The sequence below is a fragment of the Phaeobacter sp. JH20_02 genome (assembly GCF_048056915.1).
Taxonomy (GTDB): domain Bacteria; phylum Pseudomonadota; class Alphaproteobacteria; order Rhodobacterales; family Rhodobacteraceae; genus Phaeobacter; species Phaeobacter bryozoorum.
In genome coordinates, this window is the sequence record NZ_JAYMVP010000028.1 from 774,079 (window position 1) to 790,475 (window position 16,397).

19 protein-coding genes are annotated in these 16,397 nt (G+C 61.9%); 10 read left to right on the forward strand and 9 right to left on the reverse strand.

All coding sequences use genetic code 11. The features are described 5' to 3' along the window. The first annotated feature begins 42 nt into the window (after positions 1–42). On the forward strand, positions 43–1,167 hold the full coding sequence (locus VWY34_RS17770) for a beta-ketoacyl-ACP synthase III (protein ID WP_416535014.1): 1,125 nt from the start codon (positions 43–45) through the stop codon (positions 1,165–1,167). Between the two features lie 86 nt (positions 1,168–1,253). On the opposite strand, the gene arsH is transcribed toward VWY34_RS17770, so the two are convergent. After that, complete coding sequence (gene arsH, locus VWY34_RS17775; RefSeq protein ID WP_416544187.1) at positions 1,254–2,015, reverse strand: arsenical resistance protein ArsH; 762 nt, start codon at positions 2,013–2,015, stop codon at positions 1,254–1,256. Then, positions 2,008–2,469, reverse strand: a complete 462-nt coding sequence (locus tag VWY34_RS17780; RefSeq protein WP_340546211.1) for a hypothetical protein — start codon at positions 2,467–2,469, stop codon at positions 2,008–2,010. The genes arsH and VWY34_RS17780 overlap by 8 nt, the downstream gene beginning before the upstream one ends. A 388-nt stretch (positions 2,470–2,857) precedes the next feature. On the opposite strand from VWY34_RS17780, the gene VWY34_RS17785 reads away from it, so the two are divergent. Then, positions 2,858–3,457, forward strand: a complete 600-nt coding sequence (locus VWY34_RS17785) for a thymidine kinase (protein WP_340546212.1) — start codon at positions 2,858–2,860, stop codon at positions 3,455–3,457. A gap of 96 nt (positions 3,458–3,553) precedes the next feature. Here VWY34_RS17785 and VWY34_RS17790 read toward each other — a convergent pair whose 3' ends face one another. The 5 genes from VWY34_RS17790 to VWY34_RS17810 form a co-directional block, all read right to left on the reverse strand. Then, positions 3,554–4,480, reverse strand: coding sequence for a 2-hydroxyacid dehydrogenase (locus VWY34_RS17790; RefSeq protein WP_416541323.1), 927 nt, complete (start codon positions 4,478–4,480; stop codon positions 3,554–3,556). Positions 4,481–4,506: 26 nt separating this feature from the next. After that, on the reverse strand, positions 4,507–4,845 hold the full coding sequence (locus VWY34_RS17795; RefSeq protein WP_340546213.1) for a tRNA-binding protein: 339 nt from the start codon (positions 4,843–4,845) through the stop codon (positions 4,507–4,509). Next, positions 4,838–5,665 carry a pyrroline-5-carboxylate reductase gene (proC, locus tag VWY34_RS17800; protein ID WP_416544188.1) on the reverse strand — a complete coding sequence of 276 codons (828 nt, stop codon included), beginning with the start codon at positions 5,663–5,665 and terminating at the stop codon, positions 4,838–4,840. Before proC ends, VWY34_RS17795 begins: the two co-directional genes overlap by 8 nt. Positions 5,666–5,722: 57 nt before the next feature. Next, a complete protein-coding gene (locus VWY34_RS17805) occupies positions 5,723–6,223 on the reverse strand; it encodes a YbjN domain-containing protein (protein ID WP_340546215.1) in 501 nt (166 codons plus the stop codon). A gap of 374 nt (positions 6,224–6,597) precedes the next feature. Beyond that, positions 6,598–6,846 carry an accessory factor UbiK family protein gene (locus VWY34_RS17810; RefSeq protein WP_340546216.1) on the reverse strand — a complete coding sequence of 83 codons (249 nt, stop codon included), beginning with the start codon at positions 6,844–6,846 and terminating at the stop codon, positions 6,598–6,600. Between the two features lie 96 nt (positions 6,847–6,942). Between VWY34_RS17810 and lgt the strand changes: the two genes are divergently transcribed. The 5 genes from lgt (at position 6,943) to VWY34_RS17835 (ending at position 11,072) form a co-directional block, all read left to right on the forward strand. Further along, complete coding sequence (gene lgt, locus VWY34_RS17815) at positions 6,943–7,845, forward strand: prolipoprotein diacylglyceryl transferase (RefSeq protein WP_416535012.1); 903 nt, start codon at positions 6,943–6,945, stop codon at positions 7,843–7,845. After that, positions 7,842–8,909: a class I SAM-dependent methyltransferase gene (locus VWY34_RS17820; protein WP_416539131.1), complete on the forward strand. Its 1,068-nt coding sequence runs from the start codon at positions 7,842–7,844 to the stop codon at positions 8,907–8,909. The genes lgt and VWY34_RS17820 overlap by 4 nt, the downstream gene beginning before the upstream one ends. Next, positions 8,906–9,673, forward strand: coding sequence for a peptidoglycan editing factor PgeF (gene pgeF, locus VWY34_RS17825; RefSeq protein WP_340546219.1), 768 nt, complete (start codon positions 8,906–8,908; stop codon positions 9,671–9,673). The genes VWY34_RS17820 and pgeF overlap by 4 nt, the downstream gene beginning before the upstream one ends. Before the next feature lie 195 nt (positions 9,674–9,868). Continuing rightward, the gene (locus VWY34_RS17830) at positions 9,869–10,021 is read left to right on the forward strand and encodes a hypothetical protein (RefSeq protein ID WP_340546220.1); all 153 of its coding nucleotides are present in this window, start codon (positions 9,869–9,871) and stop codon (positions 10,019–10,021) included. Between the two features lie 274 nt (positions 10,022–10,295). Then, a complete protein-coding gene (locus VWY34_RS17835) occupies positions 10,296–11,072 on the forward strand; it encodes a Hint domain-containing protein (RefSeq protein ID WP_416535008.1) in 777 nt (258 codons plus the stop codon). 111 nt (positions 11,073–11,183) lie between these two features. Here VWY34_RS17835 and VWY34_RS17840 read toward each other — a convergent pair whose 3' ends face one another. Beyond that, entirely contained in the window at positions 11,184–11,684 is a 501-nt protein-coding gene (locus VWY34_RS17840; protein ID WP_340546222.1) for an Lrp/AsnC family transcriptional regulator, read from the reverse strand. 241 nt (positions 11,685–11,925) lie between these two features. Here VWY34_RS17840 and trxB point away from each other — a divergent pair, with 241 nt between their 5' ends. The 3 genes from trxB (at position 11,926) to VWY34_RS17855 (ending at position 15,465) form a co-directional block, all read left to right on the forward strand. Next, positions 11,926–12,867 (forward strand): thioredoxin-disulfide reductase, encoded by a 942-nt coding sequence (gene trxB, locus VWY34_RS17845; protein ID WP_416541300.1) that lies wholly within the window; start codon positions 11,926–11,928, stop codon positions 12,865–12,867. Between the two features lie 5 nt (positions 12,868–12,872). After that, positions 12,873–13,205: a ribonuclease E inhibitor RraB gene (locus VWY34_RS17850; protein ID WP_340546224.1), complete on the forward strand. Its 333-nt coding sequence runs from the start codon at positions 12,873–12,875 to the stop codon at positions 13,203–13,205. 184 nt (positions 13,206–13,389) lie between these two features. Further along, positions 13,390–15,465: a bifunctional sulfate adenylyltransferase/adenylylsulfate kinase gene (locus VWY34_RS17855; protein ID WP_340546225.1), complete on the forward strand. Its 2,076-nt coding sequence runs from the start codon at positions 13,390–13,392 to the stop codon at positions 15,463–15,465. A gap of 63 nt (positions 15,466–15,528) precedes the next feature. Here VWY34_RS17855 and VWY34_RS17860 read toward each other — a convergent pair whose 3' ends face one another. Next, positions 15,529–16,392 (reverse strand): hypothetical protein, encoded by an 864-nt coding sequence (locus VWY34_RS17860; RefSeq protein ID WP_416544189.1) that lies wholly within the window; start codon positions 16,390–16,392, stop codon positions 15,529–15,531. Positions 16,393–16,397 lie beyond the last annotated feature (5 nt).

Sequence of the window (16,397 nt, forward strand, 5' to 3'; positions counted from 1 at the left end):
CAGATATGCAGCACTTTTGAAAACCACCCGAAGGTCCAGCTCATGTATACACCCGCCATCACCGGCACGGGCGTCTTTACGCCGTCACAGACAATCACAAACGCCGAGCTGGTCACAGCCTTCAATGCCTATGCCGATAAGGTCAATGCCGAGAACGCAGAGGCGATTGCAGCGGGTGAGATGGATCCTCTGGCGCATTCCTCCGAAGACTTCATTCTAAAGGCCTCCGGTATCGAACAGCGCTACGTGATGGACAAGAGCGGTATTCTTGATCCTGAGGTGATGCACCCGCTGCTGCGTCAGCGCAGCGATGACGAGCCATCCATCATGGCCGAAATGGCACTGGATGCCGCCAAGAAAGCACTGAAACAGGCCGGCAAGACTGCGGCGGATGTCGACGCCGTCATCTGTGCGGCCTCCAATATGGAACGTGCCTATCCGGCGCTGGCAATCGAAATTCAGGATCTTCTTGGCATCGAAGGCTTTGCCTTTGACATGAATGTCGCCTGTTCCTCCGCCACCTTTGGGATTCAGGCGGCTGCCGATATGGTGCGCTCCGGCTCCATTCGGTCGGCGCTGGTGGTCAATCCCGAGATCTGCTCCGGCCATCTTGAGTGGCGCGACCGCGATTGCCATTTCATCTTTGGCGATGTGGCAACGGCCACCCTGATCGAGCGCAGCGAAGACGCCAGCGGCCCGCATTTCGAAATCCTGTCGACCCGCTGCGCCACCAGCTTTTCCAACAATATCCGCAACAACAATGGCTATCTGCGCCGGTCGCGCCCGGATGGGGTCGCAGATCGTCGGGACATGCAGTTCATGCAGAACGGGCGCAAGGTCTTCAAGGAAGTGCTGCCGATGGTCAGCCAGCATATTGCGGATCACATGGAGGCCGAGGGCGTCAGCAACACCGAGCTGAAACGGCTCTGGCTACATCAGGCCAATAAGACGATGAATGATTTCATTGGCAAAAAGGTCCTTGGCCGCACGCCAGAGGCCGGTGAACAGCCCAATATCCTGCAGGATTACGCCAATACATCCTCGGCAGGGTCGATCATCGCCTTCTCCAAATATTCGGATGATCTGGCCGAGGGCGATCTGGGGCTGATCTGCTCTTTCGGTGCCGGTTATTCGGTAGGATCGGTGATCCTGCGCCGCGCGGCCTGAGCCTGCCGGAGCAGTTACCAAACGAATTCGGGCCTGCCGATCCTGGCAGGCCCTTTTTCAGTCTCGCCTTCAGCTCGGGTCCGGCGCTATTTCTGCGACACCCGCTGGTGCACGGCCTCGGCGTCCTCAACCCGCTCTGAGTAGCGGTCGACCAGGTAGTCCTTGCGACCGCGAGTCAGCCAGGTGAATTTCACCAGCTCTTCCATCACATCGACAACGCGGCGATAGAACGGGCCTTCGGGCAGCCGGTCCCCCTCGGCAAATTCCAGCCACGCCTTGGGAATCGAGGATTGGTTGGGGATGGTCAGCATCCGCATCCAGCGGCCCAGAATACGCATCTGGTTGACAGCGTTGAAAGATTGCGACCCGCCGGAGACCTGCATCACCGCCAGCGTCTTGCCCTGCGTGGTGCGAACACCGCCTTTCAGCGACAGCGGCAGCCAGTCGATCTGTGTCTTCATGATGCCCGTCATAGCGCCATGCCGTTCCGGGCTGGACCAGACCATTCCATCGCACCAGACCGCAAGATCGCGCAGTTCGCTCACCTTGGGGTGATCTTCGCTGCCGGTGTCATCGGGCAATGGCAGCCCGCTCGGATCGAAAATCCGCGCCTCGCAGCCCAGCGCGCGCAGGATCCGGGCTGCCTCCTCGGCAACCTTGCGTGAGTAGCTGACGGCCCGCAGGGAGCCATAGAGCAGCAGGATCCGGGGCGGATGCTGCGGGTCACCTGTCGCTGCCAGGCGGGCGATATCAATCTGCGGCAAGGCCTCGGCGATGAGCGCCGGCAGATCCTCCGCCACACGCCCGTCAGCCGAAACAGCAGGCCCCGTCGTCAGTGTCTCAGCCACTTTCTTCTTCCAGGTGCAGTTTCATATCGAGAAGCACCTGCTGCAGCATCACCGTTTCGCGCAGCAACCGCTTGGCCTCATTGATGGTGATGATCCCATCGGCCATGGCCTCCTGATATTCGCTCATCAATGTGGCAAAGCGCTGGCTGAGCGCAATCACATCCGCATTGACGCCACCGCGGCGCGCCTCTGAGGCCGGGCTGGCCTGACAGTAGGACAAGGTGATGTTCTTCAGATCCGCCAGACCGGAAGTCACATGCGGGAAGGAGGCCGCAGCTTCCAGTTTGGCAACGGCGTCGACGGGCATGAACCGATCGACATGTTCGGCATTATCCGAGTAATACCGCCCCAACGTCGCCTTGGATTTTCCTGTGATCTGGCAGGCCGCCTCGATCCCCACATCCTTGACCAGAGCCTCGGTGTGCTTTTTTAGATAAGTACCTATGTCTGCCATATAAAATCTACCTGCATATGACCGCGACCCCATCGGGGAAGAAACGCGTTAATTTCCCATTCACGACACTTAAAGGAAATGCAAAGCTATTTCTATCCCTAAGGTTTTTAAGGGACTTACCGCGCTGTTCCGGGTCGCGAGACAGGGAAACGCGCTGGGGGCGGAGGCGTGTTTCGTGGGCCTTCGCTGGTGGGCAATTTCCGTCCAGTTGGCGCCCTGCCGCAGGTGTCATGTGGTTCGTTTCTCGGGTTGTTTCGCCGCGAACCGGCATCCGCGCGCAGGGCGTTTTATCCTCAGACCGGAAATGCCGTCGGCTCATCGGGCAATCGGTGAAGAATTGGTGAAGAAAACCGTTTCCTCCGACCGGCTCTGCGGCTAAATCAGCGCCATGGCCAAGCTTTACTTCCACTACTCCACCATGAATGCCGGCAAATCGACGGTGCTCTTGCAAGCCTCGCATAACTACCGCGAGAACGATATGGACACCTATCTGCTGACCGCAGCGCTGGACAACCGCGCCGGTCAGGGGCGGATCGCCTCCCGCATCGGGATCGGTGCCGAGGCTGACATCTTCCGGCCCGGTGAGAACCTGTTCGACAAAGTGACAGAGCGACTGGCAAGGGGCAGTGTTGCCAGCATCTTTGTCGATGAGGCGCAGTTTCTGTCGCCGGATCAGGTCTGGGATCTGGCGCGGGTGGTCGACGATCTGCGGGTGCCGGTTTTGTGCTACGGGCTGCGGGTCGATTTTCAGGGCAAGCTGTTTCCCGGCTCCGCCACCCTGCTGGCACTGGCCGATGAAATGCGCGAAGTCCGCACCATCTGCCACTGCGGTAAAAAGGCAACCATGGTGATCCGGCAGGATGAGAACGGCCAGACCATCACCGAAGGCGCGCAGGTGCAGATCGGCGGCAATGAAACCTATGTATCGCTCTGCCGTCGCCACTGGCGCGAGGCCACCGGCGATCAGCCCACCTCTGCTGCGGGCTGATCTGAAACGGCCTGCACCGAGCGGAGGCCGGGCGCGTCTGACGCCGCGCGGGGCGTTAGACGCCCCGACGCGATACGCTGGCGGTTACACAGGCAGTTACACGGGCGAAATCAACGGCCGACCAGCAAGGAAGGCGGCGACATTGTCCAGCGCCAGATGTCCCATGGCGCTGCGCACCTCCTCGGTGGCGGTGCCCAGATGCGGCAGTAGCGTGACCTGCTCCATCTGCCGCAGGGCCTCCGGCACCTCCGGCTCGAATTCATAGACATCCAGACCTGCCCCGCCGAGCGCGCCCGCCTGAAGGGCGGCGATCAGCGCCGCCTCATCCACCACCTCGCCGCGCGAGATATTGATCAGCAGGGCATGAGGGCGCATCGCCGCCAGAACCTCCGCGCTGATCAAATGCCGCGTCTCCGCACCGCCGGGCACTGCAAGCACCAGCACATCCACCTGAGCCGCCAGAGCGGTCAGGCTTTCCGCGCGCGACACCGGGAAGCCGGGAGATTTGTCGCTGCGCGCCAGATAGCTGACCGACATGCCAAAGCCGAAGTGACAGCGCCGCGCGATGGCCTCACCGATGCGGCCAAAGCCGACGATGCCCACATGTTTGCCTGTCAGATGCATCCCCAGCATCTGGGTGGGATGCCAGCCCTGCCAATCGCCGGAGCGGACCAGACGTTCGCCCTCGCCGGCACGGCGGGCGGTCATCAGCATCAACGTCAGCGCAATATCAGCGGTCGCATCGGTAACGGCGCCGGGGGTGTTGCTGACCACGATCCCGGCCCGGCGCGCGGCCGCCACGTCGATATGATTGAAGCCAACGCCGAAATTGGCCAGCAACCTGCACCGTGGCTGCGGCACGGCGGCAAAACTGCCTGCGTCGAACTGGTCCCCCAGGGTCGGCAGGACGATGTCGAAATCACGCAGCGCACGCTGGCGCTCATCGGCGTTCAAAGGGCTGGTCTGCTGGCGGATCTCGACATCGAATTCCGCCCGCGCACGCGCCTCAACCGCCGCTGTCATTGGCCGGGTAATCCAGAGTTTGCCGCTCAATGCATCCGCCCTCCCAATGGGACCGGTCCATCCGGACCAATCAGAACAATCTCTCCGGTGGCATCCGGCAGCCCCAGCACCAGCACTTCGGACATGAACTTGCCAATCTGGCGGGGCGGGAAATTCACCACGGCCATCACCTGTTTGCCCAGCAGCGTTTCCGCCGTGTAGTGGGCCGTCACCTGCGCCGAGGTTTTCTTGATGCCGATGTCATCGCCGAAATCCACCCACATCTTGATCGCGGGTTTGCGAGCCTCGGGGTAGTCCTCGGCGCGCACCACCTCGCCCACGCGCACATCGACCTTGAGAAATTCGTCAAAACTGATGTCAGCCACGGGACAGCTCCCTCGACCGGTTGGTGGCTGCCGCCACGGCGCGGCGCAGCAGCGGCGGAAAGCCGTCGGTCTCATCCATCAGCACCTCCAGCGCGGCCTGGGTCGTGCCATTGGGGCTGGTGACATTGACCCGCAGCTGCGCTGGCGTTTCCTCGGAGGCTTCTGCCAGGGCACCGGCCCCTGCGACGGTGGCCTTGGCCAGCTGCATCGCCAGATCGGCAGGCAGCCCCTCAGCCTCGCCAGCAGCGGCAAGGGTTTCGATCAGATGGAAAACATAGGCCGGGCCGGAACCGCTGACGCCGGTGACCGCATCCATCTGCGCCTCGCTCTGCAATCGGACGGTCTGGCCGATGGCCTGCAACAGCGCATCGGCGCGATTTATATCCGCCTCGGTCGCGCGCATGTTGCCGATGAGCGCGGTAATGCCACGCCCGACGGCGGCAGGTGTATTCGGCATGGCGCGCACGATCGGCGTCTGCGCCCCCAGAAGCGATTCATAGGTAGCGATCGAGGTTCCGGCAGCAACCGAGATAAACAGCGTCTCGCCATTGCCCAGCTGTTGCAGCTGCGGCAGCGCCTCTCCCATCATCTGGGGTTTGACAGCAATCAGCACGATCCCCGGCGCCCGGTCACCGGTCTCTGGCAAGGGCGCATTGAGATGTACACCAGTCTGGCGCAGCCAGTCGGAAGGATTGGGATCAATCACCCAGACGGTATCCGGGTCAACACCCCGGTCAAGCCATCCGGCCAGCATTGCCGACCCCATCTTGCCGCAGCCCAAGAGCGCGATGCCCCGCGCTGCGATCTGTGATACCTGCATCTTTCCCCTCCCCTGATCGGATCTCCGGCACCATGCAGCGCCGGTTCGGGGAAAGGTTTACGCGCGCCCGTAAGCCTCTGCAATGGCGACCTGAAGCGCGTCGCGCGGCGATTGTCCGCCCCAGACCATCAGCTGGATTGCCGGATAGTAGCGCTCGCAATTGGCGACAGCGGAGTTGATCAGCGTGTCGATCTGCTCAGGGCTTGCCACCTGTCCGCCGGTCAATACCAGCCCATAGCGATACAGCATCAGCTTGTGATCGGGCCAGAAGGTAAAGCCACCGGCCCAGCACTGATCATTCATCTCGTTGATCAGCTCGTAGAGCCGCGGCAGCTGTTCCTTCGGCGGCTCCATCTCAAAGCTGCATACCATCCGCAGGGTTTCTTCATAGCCGGACCACGCCAATGTCAGCGAATAGGTGCGCCACTGGCCTTCCACCGCCATGGCGATCTGATCGTCGCCTATGCGGTCAAAGTCCCAATCGTGGTCCGAGGCCAAGTGTTCGACGATGTCGATAGGGTGAATTTCGTCTTCCAGAAAATGTTCGGAAAGAGCCATGTTGCCACCTCTCTGATCTCTAGCAAAAGAGATGCGGGGCACCCCCAATTGCTAGCGGCCTGCTCAATAAGGAGAGGGATTTACCCGTCCTCCTACCAGATATGGTGGAGGCACCAAGGCCGTCTGGCAACCCTTTATTTGGGGATAACTGCAATAAGTTGTGGACGAAAGGCGATGACCCTCAAAATATCGTGACAGTGCTGTGAAGAGAGGCAGCTGCGGGATCCTGCTGCGCCGGGTGGGAGTCTGCGACGCGGGCTTGGTCGCAAAAATGGCGCGCCACCCGGACCGGGCCGCACGCCGGCAAATGTTGCAGATCGGATATTTCAGCGCCGGGCGGCGGGCTGTGCCTGCCGCTCAGCCCTGGAACCGGATCACGCGGATTTATCCGCTTCCAGCGCGTCGAGCCGGGCCTTCAGTGCTTCGTTTTCTTCACGCGCCTTCTGCGCCATGGCGCGCACGGCGTCGAACTCCTCGCGGGTCACGAAATCGCGATCGGCCAGCCAACGGTCGATCAGCCCCTTCATGGCGGTCTCCGCCTCTTCCCGCGCGCCATGGGCCACACCCATCGCGTTGGTCATCAGCTGGGAAATATCATCCATGATCTTATTGCGCGTCTGCATTGTCTTCTCCATGTCTGCCTTGACCCCTATATGGTCATCAACACCGGCGGCGGCAAGCCGTTGACACCGCAGCCCCCGCAAAGGCATTGACGGCACATGCACGCATTCATCCTCCAATTCCCCGATCTGACCCCGGAAATCTTCACAATCGAGCTGTTCGGCAGCCAATTCGCGCTGCGCTGGTACGCGCTGGCCTATATCGTCGGGATTGTCATCGCCTGGCGGCTGGCGGTCGCGGCGCTGCGGCGCCCCGCGCTCTGGCCCCACGCACAGCCCCCGATGAAACCGCAACAGGTCGAAGATCTGCTCACCTGGATCATCCTCGGCGTCATTCTGGGCGGACGGCTTGGCTATGTGCTGTTCTATCAGCCCGGCTACTACCTTCAGAACCCGGCCGAGATCCTTCGCATCTGGCAGGGGGGCATGGCCTTTCATGGCGGTCTCCTGGGGGTGATCATTGCCACCTGGATTTATGCGCTGCGCCACCGGATCCCGCGCCTTCAGATCGCTGATCTGGTGGCACATACGGTGCCGCCGGGCCTCTTGCTGGGCCGACTTGCCAACTTCAACAACGCCGAGCTCTGGGGGCGGGCAACCGATCTGCCATGGGGGGTCGCCTTTCCCGGGCGCGCGGCGCAGTCCTGCGGGCAGGCGCTGGGGGAGATCTGCGCGCGCCACCCGTCCCAGCTCTATGAGGCGCTGCTGGAAGGGCTGATCCTTGGTGCGGTGCTCTTGTGGCTGGTCTACCGGCGCGCGGCGCTGACCCACCCAGGCCGGGTGACCGGCGTGTTTCTGGCAGGCTATGGCGCGGCGCGCTTCGCGGTTGAATTCATGCGCCAGCCCGACGCCCAATTCGTAACCGCAGAGAATCCCCTGGGGCTGGCCTGGCATATCGGCGGCTACGGTCTGACCATGGGACAGCTGCTGTCGCTGCCGATGATCGCCATCGGCCTCATTCTGGTGCTGCGCAGCCGACGCATGGCGGTGATTCCGGCATGAGCCTGAGCGACCATATCACTGCCCGCATCCGTGCCGAGGGGCCGATTTCGGTCGCGGATTACATGGCCGAGGCGCTGCTGCATCCAAGCTATGGCTATTACACCACCCGCGACCCGCTGGGGGCCAAGGGGGATTTCACCACAGCCCCGGAAATCAGCCAGATGTTCGGAGAGCTGATCGGGCTGGCGCTGGCACAATGCTGGCTGGATCAGGGCCAACCTCAGCGGTTCACATTGGCCGAACTGGGTCCCGGTCGCGGCACCCTGATGGCTGATCTGCTGCGCGCCACAAAAGGCGTGCCCGGGTTTCACGCCGCCATGCAGATTGCCCTGCTGGAGGCCTCCCCCACCCTGCGCGCCCGTCAGGCGAGGCAACTGGCAGGCCATGACCCGGTCTGGTACCCGAATATCGCCGAGCTGCCCGAGCAACCGCTGTTTCTAATCGCAAATGAGTTCTTTGATGCGCTGCCGGTGCGGCAATTTCTGCGCGATGGCGATGGCTGGCGCGAAAAATCAGTGGGTCTTCAGGATGGCACGCTCAGCTTTGGCCTTGGCGCGGTGGCGCCACAGCCTGCACTGGCGCATCGCCTTGAGGACACCCGCGACGGTGATCTGGTCGAGCTGTGCGAAGCCGCGCAACCGATGGTTCAGACCATCGCCACCCGGATCGCCCGCTACGGCGGAACCGCGCTTATTGTCGATTACGGCGATTGGCGTTCGCTGGGGGATACGTTGCAGGCCCTGCGCGCCCATGCGCCAAGCGATCCGCTGAAGGATCCGGGCAGCGCCGATCTGACCACCCATGTCGATTTCGAAGCGCTTGCACTGGCTGCGAAATCTGCGGGCTGTGCCTATAGTCGGCTGACCCCGCAAGGCGTGTTTCTGGAGCGTCTGGGCATCACCGATCGGGCACAGGCGCTGGCGGCGCGGCTAAACGGCGACGCGCTGCAATCTCTGATTGCGGCGCATCGACGGTTGACGCATCCTGAGGAAATGGGAAACCTGTTCAAGATACTCGGGATTTTCCCCGAAGAGACCGCACCCCCACCGGGATTGAACGCATGACGCTGGAAATTCTCATCTCCGAGCTGCTCAATGGCACCAAACACGGCTTCTTTACCCGTCGCGGCGGGGCCTCTTCGGGTATTTTTGCCGGATTGAATTGCGGGCTTGGCTCATCGGATCAGCGCGAAGCGGTGCAGATCAACCGGATGCGCGTCGCCGCAGCGATGGAGGCATCGCCCGAGGCGCTTGGCCGGGTGAATCAGGTGCATTCCGCCAATGTCCTGACCATCTCCGATCCCCGGCAGGACAATATTCAGGGCGATATTCAGGCTGATGCCATGGTCACCAATGTGCCCGGCGTGGTGCTGTCGATCCTGACCGCCGACTGCCAGCCGGTTCTGTTTCACGACCCGGAGGCCAATGTGGTCGGCGCAGCTCATGCCGGGTGGCGCGGCACGCTTGATGGCGTGCTGGAGGCCACATTGGACGCGATGGAACAGCTGGGCGCGCGGCGGCAGTCCACCCGGGCGGTCATCGGCCCGTCGATCTCGCAGCGCGCCTATGAGGTCGGCCCTGAGTTCTTTGACGACTTCATGATGCAGGATCCGGAAAACGCACGGTTCTTTGCCAATGGCGAGGGCGATCGCTACCTCTTTGATCTGCCCTCTCTGGGTCTGCACAAACTGCGCAGCGCCGGCGTGGCCGAGGCCGCATGGACCGGGCATTGCACCTACTCTGACCCGGAACGGTTCTATTCCTTCCGCCGCGCGACCCATCACAAAGAGGTCGACTACGGGCGCCTGATCTCCTGCATTCGCCTGTAGGCGCCGCGACCTGCAATTCGCGGCCCAATGTGACCACCGAAGCGCGCCCGCGCGGGGGCTGAGTGCGCGCGGATCACTGCGGCGTTCCTGTGATTTCCACAGATCGGCCACATTCCCGGCGCATTGGCAGGCGACAAAAGACGGGACTAAAGCGCGGGCCGCAGAATGCTGCCCCGCTCCTACAGGAGACGCCTCATGAAACCAAAATCGCGCTTCATCAAATCCATTGTAGCTGCCGCCAAGACCGAAGAGGTGCGCCTACCCTGGACGCGTGGCGCCACCCGGCAGATCGCGATTGAGCGGCGTCGCGAGACTCTCCGGCGCCCGGCCCAGGCCAAGAGCGCCTGAGATCATTGAAGAGGCGTCCCTGCAATCTCGACGGCCCGCTCTCACGACGGGGCCGGGAATACCCGCCTGACACCGTCCACCGGTGATCACCTCCGGCGGCGGCCTCTGCCCAAGACAGGACCGCCGCATTTACCTGCCCGATTGGGCGCATTGCCCCGGACCGCGCGTATTGCGACCGGAGCGCCCGACAGGGACCAAGCGATTCCGGCGCGCCTTCTGCTCATCGCGCTGCCGGGGTTGATGCAAGTACAGTCATGAGAGAGGCACGTTCGCCATGACCATACCCCAGTCGCTGCGACGCGCAGCTGCCAATGCGGTCGAAGCCAATGCTCTGCTACAGGACCCTGCTGCCCAGCGCGGCGGGACGCGGCCACAGCTGCGCCGTTACGATGTCTGTAGCCTGCTGCCAAACGGCCAGATCGCCGAGACACGCCATGTCGCACCGTCGCTGCCATTGTTCGAAGACGCCTTTACCGCCTTTTGCCGCGGATCCCTGATCGAGACCACGCAGGGGCCCATTGCAATCGAGGATCTGCTGCCGGGCGATGAGCTGATCACCTTTGATGGCGATCCCCTCCCCCTGTTGTGGAAAGGCAGCACCAGCCTTGTCCCATCGCGCAGCGGGCAGCACGGTCGCAGCCACCGGCTGACCAGCTTTACCGCCGATAGCCTTGGCGAGGCAAAGCCGATGTCGACGGTTGTCGCAGGCCCCGCCGCGCGGCTGTTGCAACGGGCACCTCTGCCGGGGATCAAGCTGGACAATGCCGCCTCGCTGGTTCCGGTGCAGCAATATCATGACGGGATGAGTATTTTCGAAACCGCGCCCCCGACCGCCGTGGACCTCTTTCATCTGTGCCTGCCGCGCCATGCGGCGATCAGTGTCGGCGGTCTGCCATTCGAAACCTATCACCCCGGCCCGGAGGCCCTGAAACTGGTGAGCCACGCCATCCGCACGCTCTATCTGAACCTGTTTTCGCATGTCGAATCGATCGCAGGCTTCGGCCCGCTGGCCTATCCCCGGATCCTGCTGCAAGATCCCGATATGAACTAAGCCGGGTCCGCCGACCGCTGCGGCGGTCGCCCCAAACGAAAAAAGCGCCCGCATTGCGAGGCGCTTTTTCTGATCAGACTGGCCTGACCGATTTCTGCGAGGCTCTGCCCCTCAGGCTTCGCGCGCGAGCCGTTGCTCCAGCACATCAAAGGGAACGCCGGGTTCGTCCTTGGCCCCCCGGATCACCAGCGACGTCTTGACGCTGGCCACATTCGGCGTCGTCAGCAGATCGCCGGTCAGAAAGCTCTGGAAGGTGCTGAGATCGGGCGCGACGCATTTCAGGATGAAATCCACCTCGCCGTTCAGCATGTGGCACTCGCGCACCAGCGGCCAGTCGCGGCATTTCGCTTCAAAGGCGCTCAGCTCGGCCTCGGCCTGGCTCTCCAGCCCCACCATGGCAAAGACCTGCACTTCGAACCCCAATTCGCGTGCGTTGACCTCGGCATGGTATCCGCGGATCAGCCCGGCCTCCTCAAGCGAGCGCACCCGGCGCAGGCACGGCGGTGCGGAAATACCCACACGCTTGGCCAGTTCAACATTGGTCATACGACCGTCGGCCTGCAACTCCGACAAAATCTTGCGATCAATCGGATCAAGGCGTGTTGTGACCATCTGGAAGCTCCTGTTGAATTTTCCGTTTGTTATACCAGCATCCGTAGCGCACGCAATATTATTTCAGGCGCGCGCAACAATATTTGCCGTTGATAAGATGAGACCTCAGCATCTTAGCCCAGGCATCAAAACCGGGGGCATCCGACATCGCTGAAGCCGGGGCTTTAAGACATCGCCGGGTGCAGTTATATGCATTGCCTGACGGCGGCAAGACCGCCCTTTCATCGACTGGGGAAATGAGATGAGCGACACGCGCCACACCAAGGTTCTGATCATCGGGTCCGGCCCGGCAGGCTACACCGCCGGCGTCTACGCCAGCCGCGCCATGCTGGAGCCGATTCTGGTTCAGGGCATTGAGCCGGGCGGCCAGCTGACCACGACTACCGAGGTAGAGAACTGGCCTGGCGACACCGAGGTTCAGGGCCCGGATCTGATGGTGCGGATGCAGGAGCACGCCAAGACGATGGGCTGCGAGATCATCGGGGACATCATCACCGATCTCGACACCACCTCGCGCCCATTCGTGGCCAAGGGTGACAGCGGCACCGTCTACACCGCCGATGCGGTCATTCTGGCAACCGGCGCGCGCGCCAAATGGCTCGGCCTGCCGTCCGAGGAGAAGTTCAAGGGCTTTGGCGTCTCCGCCTGCGCGACCTGCGATGGTTTCTTCTATCGCGGCCAGGAGATTGTGGTGATCGGCGGCGGCAATACCGCTGTGGAAGAGGCGCTGTTCCTGACCAATTTTGCCTCCAAGGTGACGCTGATCCACCGCCGCGACGAGCTGCGCGCAGAGAAAATTCTGCAAGACCGCCTGATGAAGAACGAGAAGATTGAGCCGCTGTGGTTCCACCAGCTGGAAGAGGTGATCGGCACCGAGAACCCGCTGGGCGTCGAGGGCGTGCGGGTGAAGAACGTGAAGACCGGCGAAATCACCGAAATCCCCTGCAAGGGCGTCTTTGTCGCCATCGGCCATGCGCCTGCCAATGAATTGGTCAAGGACGTGCTGGAAACCCACAATGGCGGCTATGTGAAGGTAACGCCCGGCACCACCGAAACCTCCATCCCCGGCATTTTTGCCGCTGGTGACCTGACCGATCACAAATATCGTCAGGCGGTGACCTCCGCAGGCATGGGCTGCATGGCGGCGCTGGATGCCGAACGCTTCCTCGCAGAGCAGGAGTGAGCGCGGTGGCGCATGATTTCGACACCCAGAAGGCCGAGACATTCTCGGCCTTCTCCGATTTGCAGGCCGAGGGTGACCTGCCGTTTGAGGCGGATCTTGATCTGTTCTTTGTCGCTGAAGAGGCCAAGGACTGGATGCCCCTTGCCGAGGCACTGGCCGATCTGGGCTTTTATACCCAATGGGCAGAGGCCGAGGGCGATGATCCCGCCACATTGATCGCGACGATGCCCGAACAGATCCTGTCCGCAGCAGCGATCTGGATGGTCGAAGAGGTCGCAACCCGGACTGCACTTGACCATGGGTTTCGGCCAGACGGCTGGGGATTTGCCGAGGATTGAGCCCAAGGCGGCCCCGACTGCCAGACCCCTGTCCCGGCCCGCCGGAGACAACAGACCGCCCGTTCCGCTTGCGTTGCAATAGGGGAACGGCGGTCTTTTTCACGAAACTCAAAAGGGTTTTGACTTTGCTGCGACTGCAAAGCATGACATGCGTTCACCCGTGAACACACTTTGAGTCGACCCGATGCCATCCCGATCCACACCACTCAGCCATGAGGACGAAGACCTGCTCTTTCGTATCCTCAGCCAGCTCGACAAGGCGCCAGACGCCTCGCAGCGGGCCACGGCGACGGCTGTAGGGATATCACTTGGGCGGCTCAATGCACATCTACGCGCAGCCGCAGAAGCCGGTCTTGTCAAGGTCAGCCATCGCGCAGGTCCCGACAAACGTCAACGCTTCGCCTATGCGCTTACCACCCGAGGTGCTGCCGAAAAAATCCGGCTCACCGATCAGTTTCTCGCCCGCAAGTTCGCCGAATACGACGCGCTTCACGCTGAACTCACTGGGACCACCAGTGGCCTCGTCCCCTTCAAGTACAGGACCAAGTTGATGCAGAATAATCTTGCCCCCATCCCGGAGCTTTATGTCTCCTATGACTCCGCCCAAAAGCTGAAGGTCGAGGCCGCAGAGCTGAAGAGCCATGACCTGAGCCCGCGCCAGATCTGCGATCTGGAGCTGCTGATGAACGGCGGCTTCAACCCGCTGAAAGGGTTTCTGAGCGAAGCAGACTACAACGGCGTTGTCGAAAACATGCGCCTTGCGGACGGCACCCTCTGGCCGATGCCGATCACGCTGGATGTGTCCGAGGATTTTGCCGCATCGCTGGAAATCGGCGAAGACATCGCCCTGCGCGATCAGGAAGGTGTCATCCTTGGCACCATGACCGTGACCGATCGCTGGGAGCCGAACAAATCGCGCGAAGCCGAAAAGGTGTTCGGCGCCGATGACGACGCCCATCCGGCGGTCAACTACCTGCATAACACCGCAGGCAAGATCTATCTGGGCGGCCCGGTGACCGGCATCCAGCAGCCCGTCCACTATGATTTCCGCGGACGTCGCGACACTCCGAACGAGCTGCGCGCCTATTTCCGCAAACTGGGCTGGCGCCGCATCGTGGCCTTCCAGACCCGCAACCCGCTGCACCGGGCACATCAGGAACTGACCTTCCGCGCTGCGCGCGAGGCCCAGGCCAACCTGTTGATCCACCCGGTTGTCGGCATGACCAAACCGGGCGACGTCGATCATTTCACCCGCGTACGCTGCTATGAGGCGGTGCTGGACAAGTATCCGGCGGCCACCACATCCATGTCGCTCTTGAACCTGGCAATGCGTATGGCCGGCCCGCGCGAGGCGGTCTGGCACGGGCTGATCCGCAAAAACCACGGCTGCACCCATTTCATCGTTGGTCGCGATCACGCAGGCCCCGGCAAGAACTCCGCCGGTGAAGATTTCTACGGCCCTTATGATGCGCAGGATCTGTTCCGCGAGCATCAGGAAGAAATCGGCATCGAAATGGTCGACTTCAAACACATGGTCTATGTGCAGGAACGCGCCCAATACGAACCCAACGACGAGATTGAAGATCGCGACAATGTCACCATCCTGAACATCTCCGGCACCGAACTGCGCCGTCGCCTGCAAGAAGGCCTGGAGATCCCCGAGTGGTTCTCCTTCCCCGAGGTTGTGAATGAGCTGCGCAAGACCAAGCCGCCACGTTCCAAGCAGGGCTTCACCGTATTCTTCACCGGGTTCTCCGGCTCCGGCAAATCCACCATTGCAAATGCTCTGATGGTCAAGCTGATGGAAATGGGTGGCCGTCCGGTGACCCTGCTCGATGGCGACATCGTGCGGAAAAACCTCAGCTCCGAACTGGGCTTCTCGAAAGAGCACCGCGACCTCAACATCCGCCGCATCGGCTATGTGGCCTCCGAGATCACCAAGAACGGCGGCATCGCCATCTGCGCGCCGATCGCGCCTTATGCCACTACCCGCCGCGCCGTGCGTGAGGATGTGGAGCAGTTCGGTGCTTTCCTGGAGGTGCATGTTGCGACCTCGATCGAGGAATGCGAGCGCCGCGACCGCAAGGGTCTCTACAAGTTGGCTCGTGAAGGAAAGATCAAGGAATTCACAGGGATTTCCGATCCCTATGATGTCCCCGTTGATCCGGAGCTGCGTGTCGAGACCGAGAATGTCGACGTCGACAACTGCGCCCATCAGGTTCTGCTGAAGCTGGAGAACATGGGGCTGATCGCAGGCTGATCCACCCGCAAGACTGACAGAAGGCCGCCCGATCGGGCGGCCTTTTTCGACTCAAACATGGGGTTAAAGGCTGGCCCGAAGCGCCTCCGCCGCGCGGCGCTCAATACTGCCATATCGCGCAGCCTCCGGCTTAAGCGCCCTGAGCGTCGGCAGCCGCGCCGTGTAATCATCCTGCGATATCATCGCGATGGCCGCGCGTATCTCTTCGCCGGTCGAGCAGATCATCATTCCGGCAGGATCAAAGAAATCGCTGATATTCGGGCAGCCCCAATAGATCGGCACCGTTTCGCAGAGAACCGCGTCGATGAGCTTCTCCGAAAAATAATTCCGTTCGCGGACATTCTCGATCACCACACTATAGCGGTAGGGCGCCAGCCCGTCGGATTTTGTCTCAAACGGCTGGTATCCACGCCCGAGGATGGCCACCTCGGGCGTGCTGCGCCTCAGATGTTCGACCACGTCATGGCGCAGCTTGTGGCCCGGATGGTTCCGCTTGGCTGAGGCGATGATCGAAAGATCGGCACGTTTTTCTATCGCCAGCTCCTGCCACTCAGGCACCCATGTGGTGCCGAAGGGCAGGAAAAGCCCGTTGCCAATGCCCGCCAGCAAGTCCTCATTATAGCTGAACACCCGAAAGAACCGCCGCCAGGTCCAGGGCAGCAGCCGGTGGTGCAACGACGACATGATTTTGGGCTCCATCACCATCATGGAGATCCCCGCCCGACAGGGCCAGCGCCCCGGCAGGTGCATTCCGGTTTTTGCCCAGACAATCAGATGGTCTTGCGCTGCAAGATCCGAGACCCGCCCGCCGATCAGATCGCCGGGGCAACCGAACGGCCAGTGCAGGCCTGCAAGCTCGCGATTGGCAAAGGCCCGGTTCAGCTTTGCCCCATAGGGCACCACCGCAATGGCAGGCTCGCGCGTCACAGTCC

Coding starts and splice junctions, on each gene's coding strand:
- VWY34_RS17785 (WP_340546212.1), top strand. CDS start 2,858: ATGGCCAAGCTTTACTTCCACTACTCCACCATGAATGCCGGCAAATCG.
- pgeF (WP_340546219.1), top strand. CDS start 8,906: ATGACGCTGGAAATTCTCATCTCCGAGCTGCTCAATGGCACCAAACAC.
- VWY34_RS17810 (WP_340546216.1), bottom strand. CDS start 6,846: ATGCAGACGCGCAATAAGATCATGGATGATATTTCCCAGCTGATGACC.
- trxB (WP_416541300.1), top strand. CDS start 11,926: ATGAGCGACACGCGCCACACCAAGGTTCTGATCATCGGGTCCGGCCCG.
- VWY34_RS17855 (WP_340546225.1), top strand. CDS start 13,390: ATGCCATCCCGATCCACACCACTCAGCCATGAGGACGAAGACCTGCTC.
- VWY34_RS17770 (WP_416535014.1), top strand. CDS start 43: ATGTATACACCCGCCATCACCGGCACGGGCGTCTTTACGCCGTCACAG.
- VWY34_RS17830 (WP_340546220.1), top strand. CDS start 9,869: ATGAAACCAAAATCGCGCTTCATCAAATCCATTGTAGCTGCCGCCAAG.
- VWY34_RS17780 (WP_340546211.1), bottom strand. CDS start 2,469: ATGGCAGACATAGGTACTTATCTAAAAAAGCACACCGAGGCTCTGGTC.
- VWY34_RS17805 (WP_340546215.1), bottom strand. CDS start 6,223: ATGGCTCTTTCCGAACATTTTCTGGAAGACGAAATTCACCCTATCGAC.
- VWY34_RS17790 (WP_416541323.1), bottom strand. CDS start 4,480: ATGACAGCGGCGGTTGAGGCGCGTGCGCGGGCGGAATTCGATGTCGAG.
- VWY34_RS17840 (WP_340546222.1), bottom strand. CDS start 11,684: ATGGTCACAACACGCCTTGATCCGATTGATCGCAAGATTTTGTCGGAG.
- proC (WP_416544188.1), bottom strand. CDS start 5,665: ATGCAGGTATCACAGATCGCAGCGCGGGGCATCGCGCTCTTGGGCTGC.
- VWY34_RS17820 (WP_416539131.1), top strand. CDS start 7,842: ATGAGCCTGAGCGACCATATCACTGCCCGCATCCGTGCCGAGGGGCCG.
- VWY34_RS17835 (WP_416535008.1), top strand. CDS start 10,296: ATGACCATACCCCAGTCGCTGCGACGCGCAGCTGCCAATGCGGTCGAA.
- lgt (WP_416535012.1), top strand. CDS start 6,943: ATGCACGCATTCATCCTCCAATTCCCCGATCTGACCCCGGAAATCTTC.